At 33.0% G+C, this 17,939-nt stretch carries 12 protein-coding genes; all 12 read left to right on the forward strand.

What is annotated here, in order from left to right; translation table 11 throughout:
* The first annotated feature begins 4 nt into the window (after nt 1-4).
* Entirely contained in the window at nt 5-955 is a 951-nt protein-coding gene (gene whiA, locus ACWJKP_RS03625) for a DNA-binding protein WhiA (RefSeq protein ID WP_165412424.1), read from the forward strand.
* Between the two features lie 8 nt (nt 956-963).
* On the forward strand, nt 964-2,268 hold the full coding sequence (locus ACWJKP_RS03630; protein WP_165412425.1) for a DRTGG domain-containing protein: 1,305 nt from the start codon (nt 964-966) through the stop codon (nt 2,266-2,268).
* A gap of 26 nt (nt 2,269-2,294) precedes the next feature.
* Nucleotides 2,295-5,876: a DNA polymerase III subunit alpha gene (locus ACWJKP_RS03635; protein ID WP_224579044.1), complete on the forward strand. Its 3,582-nt coding sequence runs from the start codon at nt 2,295-2,297 to the stop codon at nt 5,874-5,876.
* A gap of 311 nt (nt 5,877-6,187) precedes the next feature.
* The gene (gene pfkA / locus ACWJKP_RS03640) at nt 6,188-7,147 is read left to right on the forward strand and encodes a 6-phosphofructokinase (protein ID WP_165412426.1); all 960 of its coding nucleotides are present in this window, start codon (nt 6,188-6,190) and stop codon (nt 7,145-7,147) included.
* Nucleotides 7,148-7,291: 144 nt separating this feature from the next.
* Nucleotides 7,292-9,052, forward strand: a complete 1,761-nt coding sequence (gene pyk / locus ACWJKP_RS03645; protein ID WP_165412427.1) for a pyruvate kinase — start codon at nt 7,292-7,294, stop codon at nt 9,050-9,052.
* 280 nt (nt 9,053-9,332) lie between these two features.
* Complete coding sequence (locus ACWJKP_RS03650; protein ID WP_165412428.1) at nt 9,333-9,692, forward strand: DUF1540 domain-containing protein; 360 nt, start codon at nt 9,333-9,335, stop codon at nt 9,690-9,692.
* 156 nt (nt 9,693-9,848) lie between these two features.
* The gene (gene rlmD / locus ACWJKP_RS03655; RefSeq protein ID WP_165412429.1) at nt 9,849-11,240 is read left to right on the forward strand and encodes a 23S rRNA (uracil(1939)-C(5))-methyltransferase RlmD; all 1,392 of its coding nucleotides are present in this window, start codon (nt 9,849-9,851) and stop codon (nt 11,238-11,240) included.
* Between the two features lie 241 nt (nt 11,241-11,481).
* A complete protein-coding gene (locus tag ACWJKP_RS03660; RefSeq protein ID WP_165412430.1) occupies nt 11,482-12,732 on the forward strand; it encodes a hypothetical protein in 1,251 nt (416 codons plus the stop codon).
* Between the two features lie 199 nt (nt 12,733-12,931).
* Nucleotides 12,932-13,447 (forward strand): signal peptidase I, encoded by a 516-nt coding sequence (lepB, locus tag ACWJKP_RS03665; RefSeq protein WP_165412431.1) that lies wholly within the window; start codon nt 12,932-12,934, stop codon nt 13,445-13,447.
* 469 nt (nt 13,448-13,916) lie between these two features.
* Nucleotides 13,917-15,845, forward strand: coding sequence for an OPT family oligopeptide transporter (locus ACWJKP_RS03670; protein ID WP_165412432.1), 1,929 nt, complete (start codon nt 13,917-13,919; stop codon nt 15,843-15,845).
* 103 nt (nt 15,846-15,948) lie between these two features.
* Nucleotides 15,949-16,305, forward strand: coding sequence for a PqqD family protein (locus ACWJKP_RS03675; protein WP_165412433.1), 357 nt, complete (start codon nt 15,949-15,951; stop codon nt 16,303-16,305).
* Nucleotides 16,306-16,383: 78 nt separating this feature from the next.
* Nucleotides 16,384-17,775, forward strand: coding sequence for a dipeptidase PepV (gene pepV, locus ACWJKP_RS03680; protein ID WP_165412434.1), 1,392 nt, complete (start codon nt 16,384-16,386; stop codon nt 17,773-17,775).
* Nucleotides 17,776-17,939: the final 164 nt, after the last annotated feature.

Below are 17,939 nucleotides of genomic sequence, written 5' to 3' on the forward strand. Positions count from 1 at the left end.
AATAATGTCATTTTCGTCTAAGGTTAAAAATGAAATTTGTAGATTTACAGAAATGAGTAAGAAAGAAGCGGTGTCTGAGCTGGCTGCTATAATGAAGGTTAGTGGAACTATTGGACTTGGTTCAAATAAACAAGTTAATTTCCAAATAACTACTGAGAATCCTGCAATAGCAAGACTTATATTTAAATTATTAAAGGAACATTTTAATATTCATCCTAGATTACTAGTTAAGAGAAGTAATTCACTTAAGAAAAAGAATGTTTATGTGGTTATAATTACTGAAGAAATGGGTGTTAAAGATTTATTAAAGCAAGTGGCAGTCCTCGAGGATGAGAACTTTTTTTCAATAGATTATACTATACCTGAAAGACTAATTGATGCTGAAGAGTGCAAGCGTAAATATATAAGAGGAGCTTTTCTAGGTGGTGGAAGTATTAGTAATCCAGAGAAAAACTACCATGTAGAGTTTGTTACGCATGATAATGACTATGCAGAGGAACTATGCACTCTTATTAATAGCTATGGACTATTATCAAAAATAATACAAAGAAAAAGCAGTTACGTAATTTATATTAAAGAGGGTGAGCAGATTGTAGACCTCCTCAATATAATTGGTGCACATAACTCATTATTATTTTTAGAAAATGTAAGAATAATGAAGGAAATGAGAAACAATGTAAATAGGCTTGTGAACTGCGAAACGGCAAATCTTAGTAAAACAGTAAATGCGTCAGTAAGACAAGTGGAAAGTATTAAATTAATACAAATGGAAATAGGGCTTCAAAGATTACCTAAAAATTTAAGGGAAATTGCTGAGTTAAGACTAGAATACCCAGATGAATCACTAAAGGAACTTGGCGCAATACTTGAGCCACCAGTAGGTAAATCTGGGATTAATCATAGATTAAGAAGAATAGAGAAAATTGCTGAAGAACTAAGGAAAGAAGGAAGGTAAATTATATAATGTCAAAGCATGAAGAAGTTATTAACTATATTCTTTCCCTTTCGATTGGAACTAAAATCTCAGTAAGGGGTCTCGGTTGTATATTAGGGCTTAGCGAGGGTACAGCTTATAGAGCTATAAAAGAAGCTGAAAACCTAGGCATTGTTAGTACCGTGCCAAGGGTTGGAACCGTAAGAGTTGAAAAGGTAAATAAAAAAAATATTGAAAGGTTGACTTATGCTGAAGTTATAAGCATCCTTGATGCAACGATTTTAGGCGGAAAAGAAGGCATAAATAGAAGCTTAAATAAATTTATAATAGGGGCAATGGATGTTGAATCAATAAGCAAATATATAAGACCAGGTTACTTACTTATTGTTGGAAACCGCGAAGAAGCACAACAGCTTGCCCTTGAAAATGAGGCAGCGGTACTAATTACTGGAGGGTTTGATTGTAGTGAAAAAGTAAAGGCCTTGGCAAATAAAAAAGGTATTCCTGTATTATCTTCAACATATGATACCTTTACAGTAGCAAGCATGATAAATAAAGCTATTTATGAAAGTATGATTAAGAAGGAAATTATTTTAGCTGAAGATGTAATGGAAGTTAATGTTAAGTATTTAAAGGGGACCGATACTATTGCTACTTGGAGAAAATTAATGTTTGAAACTAATCATGAGAGATATCCCGTGGTGGACGAGAATATGAAGCTTATTGGCATAGTTACTTTAAGAGATTTGCAAGGGCATGATGATGAAAATGAACTAATACATAAGGTTATGAATAAAAATACTATAAGTGTAACACCGAAAACAACTGTAGCTTATGCTGCTCATATTATGGGGTGGGATGGTATAAAGATTTGTCCTGTACTTAATAAGAAAAAACTAGTAGGAGTTCTAAGTATAGAAGATGTTATAAAGGCGATGGAGTTTGCATTAAGGCAGCCACAAGTTGCGGAAACTATAGAAGATCTTATTTTAAGAAATTTCATATGTTTACATGAGGGCGATGATTTACACTTTAATGGCCAGATTATTCCTCAAATGCTAGACCATTTTGGTACTGCTTCTTGGAGTTCACTTAATATGCTATTATCAACAATGGGTATAATGGCATTAAGACAGAATAATAATATTAATATTTCAGTAGATAGTATTATGGCATACTTTATGAAGCCTGTACAAATGGGTAGTGATATTGATATATATGCACAAATTGTGGATAAAGGAAGACACTTTTCTAAGGTTGAAATTAGTATGTACAATGCATTTAAGGAACCTGTGGCAAAGGCTATGATTTCTGCAAGGGTATTTTGTAAATAATTCTAAAGTTGAAGGGAAGTGAAAATGTGAACCAAGAACTAGATATAAAAGAAAAAGAAGACTTAGGAAGTTTCGTGCATCTTCATGTGCATACAGAGTATAGCCTGCTGGATGGTTCGGGAAAGATTAAAGATCTTATTTCTAAAACCAAGAAGCTTGGCATGAAGAGTATCGCTATAACAGACCATGGTGTAATGTATGGATGTGTGGAATTTTATAAGCAGGCAAAAGAGCAGGGGATTAAGCCTATTATTGGTTGCGAAATATATGTAGCGGCTAAATCTATGAATATAAAAGAAGCTGATAGGGATAATAGTACTCATCATTTAGTGCTTTTAGTCAAGAATTTATTGGGGTATGAGAATTTGATGCAGATAGTATCGGCTGCCTCAATTAAGGGTTTTTATTATAAACCAAGAGTTGATTTTGAATTTTTATCAAAGCATAGTGAAGGGTTAATTGCAAGTAGCGCTTGTCTTGGTGGTGAGATTCAGAGCCTTCTTCTAAAAGATAATTATGAAAAAGCAAAGGTTATAGCGTTAAAATATAGTGAAATATTCAAAGATGGCTTCTACTTAGAATTACAATATCATGGTATGCAGGAACAGTTTAAGGTAAATGAACTTTTAGTTAAGTTGTCAAAAGACACAGGAATTCCATTAATTTGTACTAATGATACTCACTATATTGAGCAAGAGGATTCTAAGGCTCATGATGTGCTACTCTGCATCCAAACAGCGAAAACTGTTGATGAAGAAAACAGAATGAGATACCCTTCAGATCAATTTTATTTAAAAGCTCCAGGGGAAATGAAAAAGAACTTTGCATATGTCCCAGAAGCGCTTAGCAATACAGTCAAAATTGCAGAGCAGTGTAACTTTGATTATGAATTTCATGTGTCAAAGCTTCCAAAATTTCCATTACCTCCTGGCGTAGAACCATACGAATACCTAAGAGAAAACTGCTACAAAGGTATGGTAACGCGGTATGATGTATTTAGTGACGTAACGATTAATGGTTTTTCTATAGAATACATAAATGAAATAGCGGATGGAAATGTATTCGCTAAGTCGTACGTAGATAGACTTGAATATGAACTTAATATAATAAAACAAATGGGGTACGTAGATTATTTTCTTATAGTATGGGATTTTATAAAGTTTGCAGTAGAACATGATATTCCGACAGGCCCCGGCAGGGGCTCTGCGGCAGGTTCAATAGTTGCTTTTACCTTGGACATAACCAAGATAGACCCTATTAAATATAGTCTTATTTTTGAAAGATTTTTAAATCCTGAAAGAGTTTCAATGCCAGATATAGATTCTGATTTCTGTTATGAGGGACGCCAAGCAGTAATTGATTATGTAGTGCAAAAATATGGATCAGATAACGTATCACAAATTATAACATTTGGAACAATGGCTCCTAGAGCATGCATAAGAGATGTAGGAAGGGCTATGAGCTATTCCTATGCAGAGGTAGATAGAATCGCTAAGATGATACCAACTGTAATTGGTATAACTATAAATAAGGCTATTGAAATGAATGCAGAGCTCAGAGTATTATATGAAGATGATAATCGAGTTGAAGCGCTTATAGATATAGCAAAAGCATTAGAGGGACTTCCAAGACATAGTTCCACTCACGCAGCAGGAGTAGTTATTGCGTCAAAACCTCTAGTAAGTTATGTTCCTCTTCAGAAAAATGATGAAATGATAGTAACACAATTTCCTATGGGAACCCTTGAGGAACTTGGTCTTTTAAAAATGGATTTTCTGGGACTTCGTACACTTACAGTTATGAGGGATTGTGTAGACTTCGTTAAAGAAAATAGGAATGTATCTATAGATATAGACAATTTAGACATTGAGGACCACAAGGTCTACAAGATGATCGGAGAAGGAAAGACTGTAGGGATATTTCAACTTGAATCTGCAGGAATGACTAGCTTTATGAAGGAACTAAAGCCAGATAATTTAGAAGATATTATTGCAGGTATAAGTTTGTACAGGCCGGGCCCAATGGCTGAGATTCCACGTTATATAAGAAATAAAAATAGCATGGATAAGGTTGAATATGAAACTCCACAACTCGAAGAAATTCTAGGCGTTACATATGGCGTAATGGTATATCAAGAACAAGTTATGGAAATTGTTAGAAAGCTTGCTGGGTATTCAATGGGAAGATCTGATCTTGTCCGTCGTGCAATGTCTAAAAAGAAGCATAAAGTTATGGAAGAGGAAAGATATAATTTCATCCATGGGATAGTGGACGAGGCTGGCAATATAGAAGTTGAAGGTTGTCTTCGAAATGGTATTACAGAGTTGGCAGCAAACCGCATATTTGATCAAATGATGGATTTTGCGTCCTACGCTTTTAATAAATCTCATGCGGCAGCCTATGCAGTTGTGGGATATGAAACAGCATATTTAATGTGTTATTATCCAACAGAATTTATAGCTGCTATGCTCAATAGTGTTAAGGGTAATAGTGAGAAAATAGCCTTCTATACTAGATATGCAGTGCAAATTAACATTGGAGTGCTGCCTCCTAGTATAAATGAAAGCTTTGCGGGTTTTACTGTAAAAGGTGATACTATAAGATTTGGTCTTACAGCTTTGAAAAATGTAGGGGTAAATGTGATAGATAGCATTGTACGAAACAGAGAAGAAAAAGGTGATTTCACCGGTTTTATGGATTTTTGCAATAAAATAGATACTTCATGTGTAAGCAAAAGATCAGTAGAAAGTCTTATAAAAGCAGGAGCATTTGATGATTTCAAAATTCACAGGTCACAACTACTAGCAATCTATGAAAAAGTATTAGATGGAGTAAATAATGATAGGAAGAGAAATATTGAGGGGCAAATAAATTTATTTTTAGATTTTGAAAATACTTATAATAATTTTGAAATAGAGTATCCTAATATTAAAGAATTTAAAAAGAAACATCTTTTAGCTATGGAAAAAGAAATGACGGGGATATATTTATCTGGTCATCCACTGGATGAATATGAAGAGACACTTAAAATACAAACTAATACAAGAATTTCTGATATTGTAGCAGAAGAAAGCCTTGAAGAAGGCGATGACATGTTAGGTGAAAGCTTTAAACTTAAAGATGGTGATAAAGTTATTATTGGTGGTATAATATCATTTGTTAATAAGAAAGTTACGAAGAATAATGATATGATGGCTTTTATTAATTTGGAGGATTTATACGCAAGTGTGGAAGTAATAGTTTTTCCGAGGACATTTGAAAAGTATAAATCATTAATGGAAGAGGATGAAATAGTAATACTAAAAGGTAGAGTTAGCATTAGGGAAGAAGAGCAACCAAAGATATTATGTGAAGATATTAAACCACTCCTAAAGATTAACAGTGAAAAAATTTATATCCTAATAGAAAATGAACTTATGATGAAGGATGCACTAAAAAAATTAAAACAGAATTTAGCTATTTACAGAGGGAATACTCCTGTATATCTTTGTACAAAAGAGCCAAGAAAAATGTACGCTGTAGATAAAGGGTTGTGGTTAAGTGAAGAAACAGATACTATGGTACTTCTAAGAAGTATATTTGGAGAAAACAACATAAAAGTTCAATAAATAACACCATATAATGGTAAAATAATGGGAGTAATGTTTCTTTTCTCCCGTTTTTATTCAATAAAAGGTTTACAAAGTGTTAATACTATACCATTTAATAAAAAAATATTTTTTTTCATATAAAATGTTGAATATTTCGAGAAATTTGTATAATATTAGACTATAAAGGTATTTTAAAATTAGTAGTAATGTTTTGTTTGGAAACATAAATATATTATAATTACAGTGGGACTATACTTGTCCCTCTGGTACAATAAGGTAACAATCAATAGTTGATATCTTAGACAGAGAACAACAAGGAGGTTATTTTTATGAAAACAATTGCGGTATTAACAAGTGGAGGCGACGCACCGGGAATGAATGCAGCCATTAGAGCAGTAGTTAGAATGGGTATATTTAAAGGCATAAGAGTTATGGGCGTAAAAAGAGGATATAGTGGCCTTATAAACGGTGAAATTTTTGATATGGATAGACATTCTGTTTCGGATATAATACATAGAGGTGGAACTATTCTTAGAACTGCCCGTTGTGAAGAATTTAAAACAGAAGCTGGAAGAGCAAAGGCAGTTAATGTATTAAGGGTATTTGGGATTGATGGACTAGTAGTAATTGGAGGAGATGGTTCTTTCAAAGGCGCACAACTTTTATCAGATTTGGGTATTGCAACGGTTGGTATACCTGGAACTATTGATAATGATCTGCCTTATAGTGAATATTCTATAGGATTTGATACAGCACTAAATACAGTACTGGATGCTATAAATAAAATAAGAGATACATCAAGTTCTCATGAAAGAGTTAGTGTAGTTGAAGTAATGGGAAGAAATTGTGGAGATATAGCCTTATACGCTGGTATTGGCGGAGGGGCTGAAGAAGTTATTATTCCTGAAAAAGGGTATGAAATAGATGGTTTATGCAAAACTATATTTGAAGGTAAACTAAGAGGCAAAATGCACAATCTGATAATTCTTGCTGAAGGTGTAGGCGGAGCAAATGAACTTGCAAAGCAAGTAGAAGAAACAACAGGAATTGAATCAAGAGCTACAATACTCGGCCATATTCAAAGAGGTGGAAGCCCAAGTGCCTTTGATAGAATGCTTGCTTCAAGAATGGGAGTAGCGGCTGTAGAAGTTCTTATGGAAGGTAAATCAGGAAGAGTAATTGGTATGAAAGATGGCAAAATAATGGATGAAGACATTAATGAAGCATTAAAAATACCAAGAAAATTTAATGAAAGACTTTATCATATTTCAAAAATTCTTTCTTACTAATCATCTCTTTTTCAGAACTGTTAATCATCTCTTCCAGAGCTGTTAATCATCTCTTCCAGAGTTGCGCATCTGCTAAGGGATTTAAATATAAGACAACGTAATAATGTATTAAATAAAAAAAACTAACAATAAGAGGAGTAATTTATGAAAAAAACTAAAATTATCTGTACAGTAGGGCCAGCAAGTGACAATAGTGAAACTATAAAAAGCTTAATTGATGCGGGAATGGATGCTTCAAGGCATAATTTTTCTCACGGAGATCATGCAGAACATAAGATAAGAATGGACTTAGTAAAAGAGCTACGATCAGAGCTTAATAAACATATTGCTATAATACTAGACACTAAGGGTCCAGAAATCAGAACAGGAAATTTTGCAGCTGGTAAAGTTGAATTAAAGGAAGGCGCAAAATTCACTGTTGTTTGTGGTGAAGAAGTTGTTGGAGATGAAACTATTTGTTCAGTAACATACAATAAATTATATGAGGATGTTAAACCGAATGATACTATACTAATAGATGATGGTTTAGTGGGACTTATTGTACAACAAGTAAAAGGTAAAAAAATACATTGCAAGGTTGCAAATACTGGTATGATAGGTAACCATAAAGGAGTTAATGTGCCTGGTGTTTCAATAAACTTACCTGCACTTACAGAGCAAGATATCAGTGATTTAAAATTTGGAGCTGAGCAAGGTGTTGATTTTGTTGCAGCATCTTTTATAAGAAAAGCATCAGATGTACTTGATATAAGATGTGTACTTAACGAAAATGGTGGCGGAGATATACAAATTTTCTCTAAGATCGAAAATAGAGAAGGGGTTAATAATATTGATGATATTATTAAATTCTCTGATGGTATTATGGTTGCAAGAGGAGATTTAGGAGTTGAAATCCCTACTGAAGAAGTTCCAATAGTTCAAAAAATGATTATCCAAAAGTGTAATGCTGCTGGAAAGGCAGTTATAACAGCTACTCAAATGTTAGATTCTATGATGAGAAATCCAAGACCAACTAGAGCCGAGTCATCAGATGTTGCAAATGCAATATTCGATGGTACAGATGCTATAATGCTCAGTGGTGAAACTGCTAATGGTAAATACCCTGTAGAGGCAGTAACTATAATGTCTAAAATAGCAAAAGCTGCTGAAAATGCTCTTAATTATGAAGAGAATTTAAAGAATAAGGGCAAATATCACATTCCTAATGTACCAAATGCCATTAGTTTAGCTACTTGCAATACAGCTATGGAACTTAAGGCTTCAGCTATTATTACTGCAACTCAAAGTGGTAGTACGGCTAAAAAAGTTTCAGCTTACAGACCAGAATGCCCTGTTATAGCTGTTACTCCTTATGAAAAGATAGCTAGAAGTCTCGCATTAAACTGGGGTGTAGTTGCAATATGTGAAGAGAAGGTAGAATCTACAGATGAACTTATAGATAAATCTGTAAATATTGCTTTAAAAGAAGGCTATGTAGAAAAGGGAGATTTAGTAGTTATTGCTGCTGGAATTCCAGCAAATTATGTAGGTAGTACAAATATGATGAAAGTTCATATTGTTGGTGATATATTACTTCAAGGTAAGGGAAATATAAGTGCTTCAGCTTGTGGTACAGCTTATTATGTAAAAAGTGCAAAAGAAGCTAAAGACACTATGAGAGATGGAGACATTTTAGTAATGAAAACATTAAATAGAGAATATATTGACATATTAGATAGAGTTTCAGGAATTATTGTAGAAGAAGATGAATTAAGTTCAAGTGTTGTTATTGAATGTACATCAAGAGAAATTCCAATAATATATAGTGCAATAGGAGCAGAAGAAGTTATTAAAACTGGTTCATTTATAACAATGGATGCGGCTAGAGGCATTGTGTATAGTGGTAGGGCTAATGTAAAAAACTAAAATAATGAGTTTATAGCTCAAGAGATTGTCAGTTAACTGGCAATCTTTTTTTAAAATTTCAATAGACATGTATATTGAAAACAAATATGGATATAGTTATAAGTGTAAACAAAACAACATGGCAACTGATTTTTTTTAGCACCTACATGGTGCTTTTTTTTATTATATAAGAAACAGCTTTCGCAAAATAATAATTATTATACTTATTTTTCATTTTTATAGTATAATAAAAGCTAAAGCTACAGATTATAATAAGAAATAAGTAGTGGGAGTGATAAATATGAGCGGAACTCTAAGTTGCAGCGCAACAAATTGCGTCAATAATATGTCAGGAATTTGCTCAGCTAGTACTATCAATGTCTCCGGGTCAAATGCTCATAGTAGTGAGGCAACGAAGTGTGAAACATTTGCTGAAAAAGGATTAAAGAATTCATTAACTAATGTACTTAATATGAATGTAGTTGGTGAACTTAAACAAGCATTTAATAGTGACTCTATAGAGATGAGTCCGAATATTAGATGCATTGCTAAAAATTGTATACACAATCGAGAAAATTTATGTGCTGCAGATAATATTATGGTTAATGGTACAGGTGCTTTAACTACTGAAAAAACACAATGTGAGACTTTTAAAGAATAATAGAATTTTTTTAAATTGTGATGTAGGCATTTTTTAGGTATTATAAAATCAAAATTAATAAGCACATGGGAGTAAATATACGAGCATAGCTTGCTTGCTATTTATTTTCATGTGCTTTAGTAAAGAGGATAAAGGTAGAATTAGGGAGGAAAAACAATGAAAAGTAAGAGAAAGTTTGATGATTATATTATTCCTGTTAAAAAAAATGAAGATTATATAATGACAATAGATAATATGGGATATGAGGGCGAAGGTGTAGGTAAAATAGATAATTTTACCGTTTTTGTAGCTGGTGCGATTATAGGTGAAGTGGTAAAAATAAAAATTGTTAAGGTTTCTAAAAACTTTGCTTTTGGTAAACTATTAGAGATAATTGAAGAATCAGCAAGTAGAATAGATCCAGTTTGCAGTATATACAAGAACTGTGGCGGTTGTAACCTACAACATATAGACTATAAAGCTCAATTGGATTTTAAAACTAATAGAGTAGTACAGGTTATAAATAGGATAGGGAAATTAGAAGAGGTCATAGTACATTCTACAATAGGCATGGAGCGTCCTTATAATTATAGAAATAAGGTTCAACTACCTGTTAGCAATATAAATTCTATAGTGAATATTGGGTTTTATGCGCAAAGAAGTCATGACATAATAAATATGGAAAATTGCCATATTCAAGATACAGTTGCAGATCTTGTGGTAAAGCTAACAAGACAATGGATAAAAGAGTTTAATATCGAGTGTTATAATGAGGAAAATCACCAAGGCAATCTTCGACATATTATGATTAGAAAAGGGATTGAAACTGGAGAAGTAATGGTGGTATTAGTTACTAATGGTAAAACTCTTCTTTACAAAGAAGAATTTATAGCCTTAATGACTAAAAAAATCAAAGGATTAGTGAGTGTAATCCAAAATATTAATAGTGAAAAAACAAATGTAATATTAGGAGCGAAATGCGTAACTCTATGGGGAAAAGATACTATAACAGATTACATAGGGGAATTTAAATTTGAAGTTTCTCCACTATCCTTTTTTCAAGTTAATTCAATACAAACAAAAGTGCTGTACAGTAAAGCGCTAGAGTATGCAAATTTAAGTGGTGGAGAAGTGGTGCTTGATGCTTATTGTGGTACAGGCACTATATCCTTATTTTTATCTCAGAAGGCTAAAAAAGTATATGGAGTAGAGATAATACCCGAGGCCATTGAAAATGCTAAAATAAATGCAAAAGAAAACAATATATCTAATACAGAATTTATAGTAGGCGAGGCAGAAAAAATTATTCCAGAGCTTCTTCATCAGGGAGTAAAAGCTGATGTTGTGGTAGTTGACCCGCCAAGAAAGGGTTGTGACAAAACTCTTTTAGAAGCAATTAGTAGCATGAAGCCTAAAACTATAGTATATGTCTCTTGTGATCCAGGCACTTTAGCTCGAGATCTTGGGATTTTAGATGAACTTGGGTATAAAACTTTAGAAATTCAACCTGTGGATATGTTTCCACAGACGGCTCATGTAGAGTGCGTTGCGAGGATAGAGAGAAAATAGGCTGGTAGCAAAGGGACTGTAGTTAGATTTGTTTTTACAAATCTAACTACAGTCCCTAAATTATTATATCTAATTTAAATATGCAATTAATTGAATTAGATTGGTAAATATAAATTGCAAGCGTATTATTTGGCCTAACGTAAAATAGCAAATGCTATTTGAGATTTTATGGGATAGTTGTGGTATAATATACAATAGAGAAAGACTTTACCATAAGGTTTTCATAAAAGGGAGTGATTAAATGCCGAACGTCAAAGAGATTAAAGTTGGAATAGGTTTTGCGACGGGAAGAAAGAGTTTTCAAAAGGTGCTGAGAACTAACATAAGCAATTGGAAGGAATCTGGCTTGGTAGCAGATAAAAGGTTAAGTTTAAACCTTTTTGTTGCCTATGATCTTCATTATAATAAAACTGAAATAACTGATTACACAAATGTACATCCCGATTTGGTAAAGCAGATTGATAGTAGTAAATTTATTGGAAGCGTTGCTATAAAAGAAGAAATTGATTATTTAATTAGAGAAAACGTCATTAGTTTTGAGGAGACTCAAATGATTTTTGGCAAAGGTTATGCAGCCAAGCGTAACGCAGTGCTATATAATGCTATAAAAAACAAAATGGATTATCTTGTTTTCTTGGATGATGACGAATACCCAATGGCAGTAACTAATACGCTTGATACTGCAATTTGGGGAGGTCAATTTGTTTTGGCAGAACATCTTAATAATATCACTGAAGCAGACATCACCCACGGGCATCACTGTGGTTATATATCTCCAATTCCATATATGGAATTCAATGACACTATGACCGAAGGTGATTTTAGGTCTTTTATTGAGGCTATTAGTAATGATATTATTAAGTGGGATAAATTGAAATCTGTTATGAAAAACGGTGGGATAACATATGCAGATACAAAGACATTGACTAGCCATGAGGCCAGAGAGGTAGAAGAAATAAATCATTCTAAATTCATATCAGGTGCTAATCTGTGTATTAACCTAACTGAGCCTAAGCGTATTTTCCCTTTTTACAATCCACCAGGAGCTAGAGGGGAGGATACTTTTTTAAGTACATGCCTAGGTGAGAGAAAAGTTTTGAGTGTGCCATGTTACACATTCCATGACGGATTTTCTACATATAATCACCTTTTAGAAGGCGTTCTCCCAATTCGATTGAAGTTTATCAAAGCTGATACGGACAAGGTTAAAACTCGCTTTTATAATGCATGTATAGGTTGGATTCGTTATAAGCCATTACTGCTCTATATAACTCAGCCAGATCACTACACGGATAAGATTAGAGAGATAAAAGAGCAGCTGAGAGTAACGTTGCCTAAAATCAGTGCTTATTTTGGAAAGCCTGAGTTTATTAATGTTTTGGCAGAACTCGAGAAATACAATAGAAATGTGGAAAAACATTATGCTGAATTCATCGAAACACAACGTATTTGGGCAAAAATCATGGAACATTTTGCGCATCGCATGGAATAGTACATACAGTAATTTTATATATTCCCGTCAAATTTGGAGAAGTGACTTTTAATAGGTCAGCTTCTCTTTTCACCTTTATATACTAAATTATGTTGCAGCTCCGCAGTAAATGATTTAACAAGAAAATAAATTTTAATTACTGATATATTGTAAATATTGTGATAAGATATTAATGTGTTAGATTTCGGAGGAGATAATTATGGACTTTATTAAAAAAATATTTCAAGATTGGATAGTACCTATAGTAGTGGCCGTTATAATAGCATTTGTAATACGCAAGGTTATTTTCTTTAATGTAACTGTTCCGACTGGATCTATGCTACCAACAATACATTTGAATGATAAGATTTTAGTAACAATAGTTCATAACAAAAATAACCTTAAACATGGAGATATAGTAGTATTTCATTCTGATGAATTGGGTGAAGATTTAATAAAGAGGCTTATTGGACTTCCAAATGATATAGTAGAAGTTAAAGAAGATGGATCTGTATATATAAATAATAAAAAAATAAATGAAAGTTATGTTGTATATCCAGGTGGTAAAACAGGGAAATATAAAGTGCCAGCAGATAGTTATTTCTTTATGGGTGACAATAGAGTAGATTCTCTAGATGCAAGGTATTGGGATAAACCTTTTATACCTAAAAAAGATATAATGGGTAAGGCAGGAATTATAATTAGTCCATTTAGTAGATTTGGAAAATTAAAATAATAAAATAGCAGGATATAAATGCAAGTTTATATATCTGCTATTTTCATTTTTTGAAAATTAATTAGTTAGGAATTTATAATATAGTCTAATAATTGAATTTAGTATCCCTCTAGCTAAAGGGTTTTGCAATAAAAAAACCATGGTAAAGCTTTACATTTCCTGACAATATATTTGATAAAAAAATACCAATATTCTTTTGTACTTTAAGAAGTAATATAAATTTACATTAACTAAATATTTGAAAATGAATAAAAAAATTTGTACAGTTTCAAAAGTAATATTAAGTATAAAATTATAGTGATATGTTAAGCTAAAACGAGCATCTTGTAGGGATTTAACTGAAAAATTGTTGAAATGTGAAAATTTGGTTAAATACGATGAATTTTCATATTAGTTATTATTACAACATATGGTATTATGAATTATATTAATAGATGATTAACATATATAATCAAGAGGGGGATATATCATGGCGGAATCAAAAAAACTGTCTCATACAGCTTACGGTGGTATTAAAGGTGAGGATTACTTACCGTTTATACCAGCGAGTCAGGCAATGCCAGAACTTACGGCAATATCCATAATAATGGGTATGGTATTTGCAATGATATTTGCGGCTGCAAACACTTATTTAGGACTTAAAGTAGGTATGACAATTTCAGCAGGTATTCCAGGAGCAATTTTGGCTACAGGAATACTTAAAGGTTTATTTAAAAGAAATAACATATTAGAGGCTAATATGGTATCTTCAATTGCGGCTATGGGAGAATCATTAGCAGGTGGAATTATATTTATACTTCCAGCAATTATACTTTGGGGTATGGAATTAAAACTCTCTACTATAATTGTTGTAACATTACTTGGAGGACTTTTAGGAGTGCTATTTGTTACACCTCTACGACGCTTCTTAATAGTAGAAGAACATGGTACTCTTATATATCCAGAAAGTATGGCAGCTGCTGAAGTTCTTGTAACTGGTAGTGAAGGTGGTTCAGGATTTAAGGCAGTATTGACAGGACTTATAGGAGGAGCAGTTTTCAAATTATTCTCTGGTGGATTTAAATTCTGGGTCGAAGAAGCTGAATGGACTATCAAACCAGTGCAATCAACATTATTTGGTGTTGATACGTTAGCATCTCTTATGGGTGTCGGTTATATAGTTGGAGTCCAAGCATCACTTTATATGTTTGGAGGTTCTTTAATAGCATGGTTTGGACTTATGCCATTAATAATGTATGTTGGGCATGGTTTGCAAGCACCATTATTCCCATCAGTAAAACTTATTAGTGAAATGGGAGCATGGGATATTTGGAAAAATTATATAAGATATATAGGCGCTGGTGCGGTTGCAGCAGGTGGATTTATAAGTCTTGGAAAATCAGCTCCAACAATCATCAAATCTTTTAAATCAGCTATGTCTGGTATTGGAGCAGGTGGGGCAAATACCCAAAAAAGGTCAGATGTTGAGGCACCAATAACTTGGGTTGTAGGCGCAGCAGTATTAGTATTCTTACTTTCATGGTTGTTACCAATAATTAATGTGGGTATAGTTGGTGGAATACTTGCAGTTGTATTCTCATTCTTCTTTGCAGTTGTATCAGCTAGAATGGTTGGTTTAATTGGATGTTCAAATAATCCAGCTTCAGGAATGACTATAGCTACATTGTTATTTGTAACATCAATATTAAAGATTACAGGTAACGTTGGTGATAAAGGAATGATTGCAGCTGTTATTGTAGGTGGTATAGTTTGTGTTGCTATCTGTGTTTCTGGTGGTACTGCACAAAGCTTAAAAACAACTTACGTTATTGGTGGAACACCAAAGAGTGTTCAGATTGGTATGTATTTAGGAATAGTTGCAGCAGCAGCAGTTGCTGGTGCAGTATTATTAATGCTTAATAGCACATACGGTATAGGTAGTAAGGACGTTGCTGCACCTCAAGCAACATTAATGTCAATGGTTATCAAAGGTGTAATGACTGGTGAACTTCCATGGGCTCTAGTATTTGTTGGAGTTACAATTGCGATATTCTGTGAAATGGCAGGCATTCCAATACTTCCAGTTGCACTTGGAATATATTTACCAATACATTTAAACTCAGCTATTCTTTGTGGTGGTATTATTAGAATATTAGTTGAAAAGAAATTCAAGAAAGACGAAGAAAAACAAAAGGTACAAGTGGAAAAAGGTATACTTCTTGCATCAGGACTTGTTGCAGGAGATGCTTTAATGGGTATAGTTGTAGCAGGAGTTGCAACAGCGAAGCTTGACATAGGATTTGGAGCGAAGTTATTCCCAGCTTTATCCGCAAGCCCCGAATTCGCTGCAATAATGTTCTTGGGATTAGGATTATGGATCTACATGTTTGCTACAAAAGTGGACAAAACCACTGTTTAATGTTAAAATTAGACATAGTAAACAAAATTTAACTTAAAGAAAAATAAAGAAAAAATATAGTTAAGAGCCACTATGGCTCTTAACTTCTTTGTAGGAGAAATGTATGTTTAATAAAAAAAACAAAGAAAAATCACAAGAAAATTTTATGATTTACAGGCCATTAAGAAAGATTGAACAATGGTCTGTAAGTGATAAAAAAGTAAAACTATTTTTTAACCATAATAAGCCAGTGGAAAAATTTGTGAGATGGCTCATAAAAAAATCAAAAGTTAATGATATAGAGCTCGATGAAATGGGTTCTATGGTTTGGCAACTTTGTGATGGCACTAAAACAGTTTATGATATAGCTTTAGCTCTGGCTCAAAAATTTGATGATACTGAGCAGAATGCTATTAATAGGTTAATTATGTTTCTAAGGTATTTATCTCAAAAAGGATGGATTACCTTTGAAAAACAATAATAAATAATATGATATCTTAACTAAGCTACGAAGGTAGACAAAGCTACGCATGTAGACTATAAGTGGGGGGGAACGAATATGGAATTAAATAAATTAATTGACGTTATGAAAGAGGATATTGTTAAGTCTACTCAAGAAATAATAAGAATTAAGAGTGTAGAAGGTGAAGCTAAACCAGGAATGCCTTTTGGCGATGGAGTAGCTAAATCACTAGAATGTGCTTTAAACACTGCAAAGAATTTAGGCTTTCATACAGTTAACTTAGATGGTTATGTTGGATATGCAGAATATGGACAAGGTGAAGATTATGTTGTAGCATTAGGTCACTTAGATGTAGTGCCTGAAGGTGAAGGATGGATTCATCCACCCTATGCTGCAGAAATTCATGATGGAAAAATGTACGGACGTGGAACTACAGATGATAAAGGACCAATAATGGCAACGCTTTATGGATTAAAAGCGATTAAAGATGCGAAATTGCCTATATCTAAAAGAATTAGAGTTCTATTTGGAACTAATGAAGAAACAGGAAGCAAGGAACTTGAATATTACTTAGAAAAAGAAAAAGCACCAGTTGCTGGATTTACTCCAGATGCAGAGTATCCAATAATCAATGGAGAAAAAGGTATAACTATTTTTAACATTGTAAAAGATTTTAAGATCAAGAATAAGGGTGAAAACTTTATAAAATATATTAAGGGTGGTCAAGTATCTAACATAGTACCTGATTATTGTGAGGCAGGAATTGTAGCTACTAACGCACAAAGTATAGTTAAAGAGTTAGGTGCTTTTATAAAAGATAATGGGTACAAGCTTTCGGCAGTAGTTGATAAAGATATGGTAATAATTAAATCTATAGGTGAAGCAGCTCATGGAAGTTTACCGGAACTTGGTAAAAATGCCATAATGCAATTGTTTGCTTTCCTTGGAACATTAGATCTTGGGTCAAATGATGCGTCAGAATTTGTAGTATTTTTAAATAAAAATATAGGTATGGAAACACACGGAGAATCTTTTGGTGTTTGTCTTGAAGATGAGAATTCAGGTAAGTTATCATTTAATGTGGGAGTTGTAGATATGAATGAAAATTCAGCTACGATGACTTTAAATTTAAGATATCCTGTAACAAAGAAATTAGAAGATATGATGACTCCATTTAATAGTAAAATCGATGGAACTGGAATAAGAGTAGAAAAGTTTGAACATCAAGAACCATTATATTTTTCACCAAATAGTCCAATTATTAAGGCACTTCAAAAGGTTTATGCTGAGCAGACTGGAAAAGAAGCTAAATTGCTATCCATAGGTGGAGGCACTTATGCTAAAGAAATGCCTAATACTGTAGCCTTTGGACCAATGTTCCCAGGAGAACCAGATACTATTCATAAAAAAAATGAATATATCACAATAGACAATTTAATTACGAATGCTAAGATATATGCTCATGCATTATATGAACTTGCAAAGTAAATAACTTTAGACATGCATCTTAGAAACAAGATGCATGTCTAAATAGAAGTAAATAAAAATAGAATAACTTTAAGGTCTATATCTTATTTTATAAGATATAGACCTTAGTTTTTTTAAGGGTTAAATTATATAAAAATAATTAGTAAAGAATTTATAAAAAAGTA

The sequence above is a fragment of the Clostridium sp. CM037 genome (genome assembly GCF_055081095.1).

Excerpts from the sequence above, each read along its gene's own strand:
- whiA (WP_165412424.1), top strand. The coding sequence starts at position 5 with ATGTCATTTTCGTCTAAGGTTAAAAATGAAATTTGTAGATTTACAGAA.
- ACWJKP_RS03630 (WP_165412425.1), top strand. The coding sequence starts at position 964 with ATGTCAAAGCATGAAGAAGTTATTAACTATATTCTTTCCCTTTCGATT.
- pfkA (WP_165412426.1), top strand. The coding sequence starts at position 6,188 with ATGAAAACAATTGCGGTATTAACAAGTGGAGGCGACGCACCGGGAATG.
- pyk (WP_165412427.1), top strand. The coding sequence starts at position 7,292 with ATGAAAAAAACTAAAATTATCTGTACAGTAGGGCCAGCAAGTGACAAT.
- ACWJKP_RS03650 (WP_165412428.1), top strand. The coding sequence starts at position 9,333 with ATGAGCGGAACTCTAAGTTGCAGCGCAACAAATTGCGTCAATAATATG.
- rlmD (WP_165412429.1), top strand. The coding sequence starts at position 9,849 with ATGAAAAGTAAGAGAAAGTTTGATGATTATATTATTCCTGTTAAAAAA.
- ACWJKP_RS03660 (WP_165412430.1), top strand. The coding sequence starts at position 11,482 with ATGCCGAACGTCAAAGAGATTAAAGTTGGAATAGGTTTTGCGACGGGA.
- lepB (WP_165412431.1), top strand. The coding sequence starts at position 12,932 with ATGGACTTTATTAAAAAAATATTTCAAGATTGGATAGTACCTATAGTA.
- ACWJKP_RS03670 (WP_165412432.1), top strand. The coding sequence starts at position 13,917 with ATGGCGGAATCAAAAAAACTGTCTCATACAGCTTACGGTGGTATTAAA.
- ACWJKP_RS03675 (WP_165412433.1), top strand. The coding sequence starts at position 15,949 with ATGTTTAATAAAAAAAACAAAGAAAAATCACAAGAAAATTTTATGATT.
- pepV (WP_165412434.1), top strand. The coding sequence starts at position 16,384 with ATGGAATTAAATAAATTAATTGACGTTATGAAAGAGGATATTGTTAAG.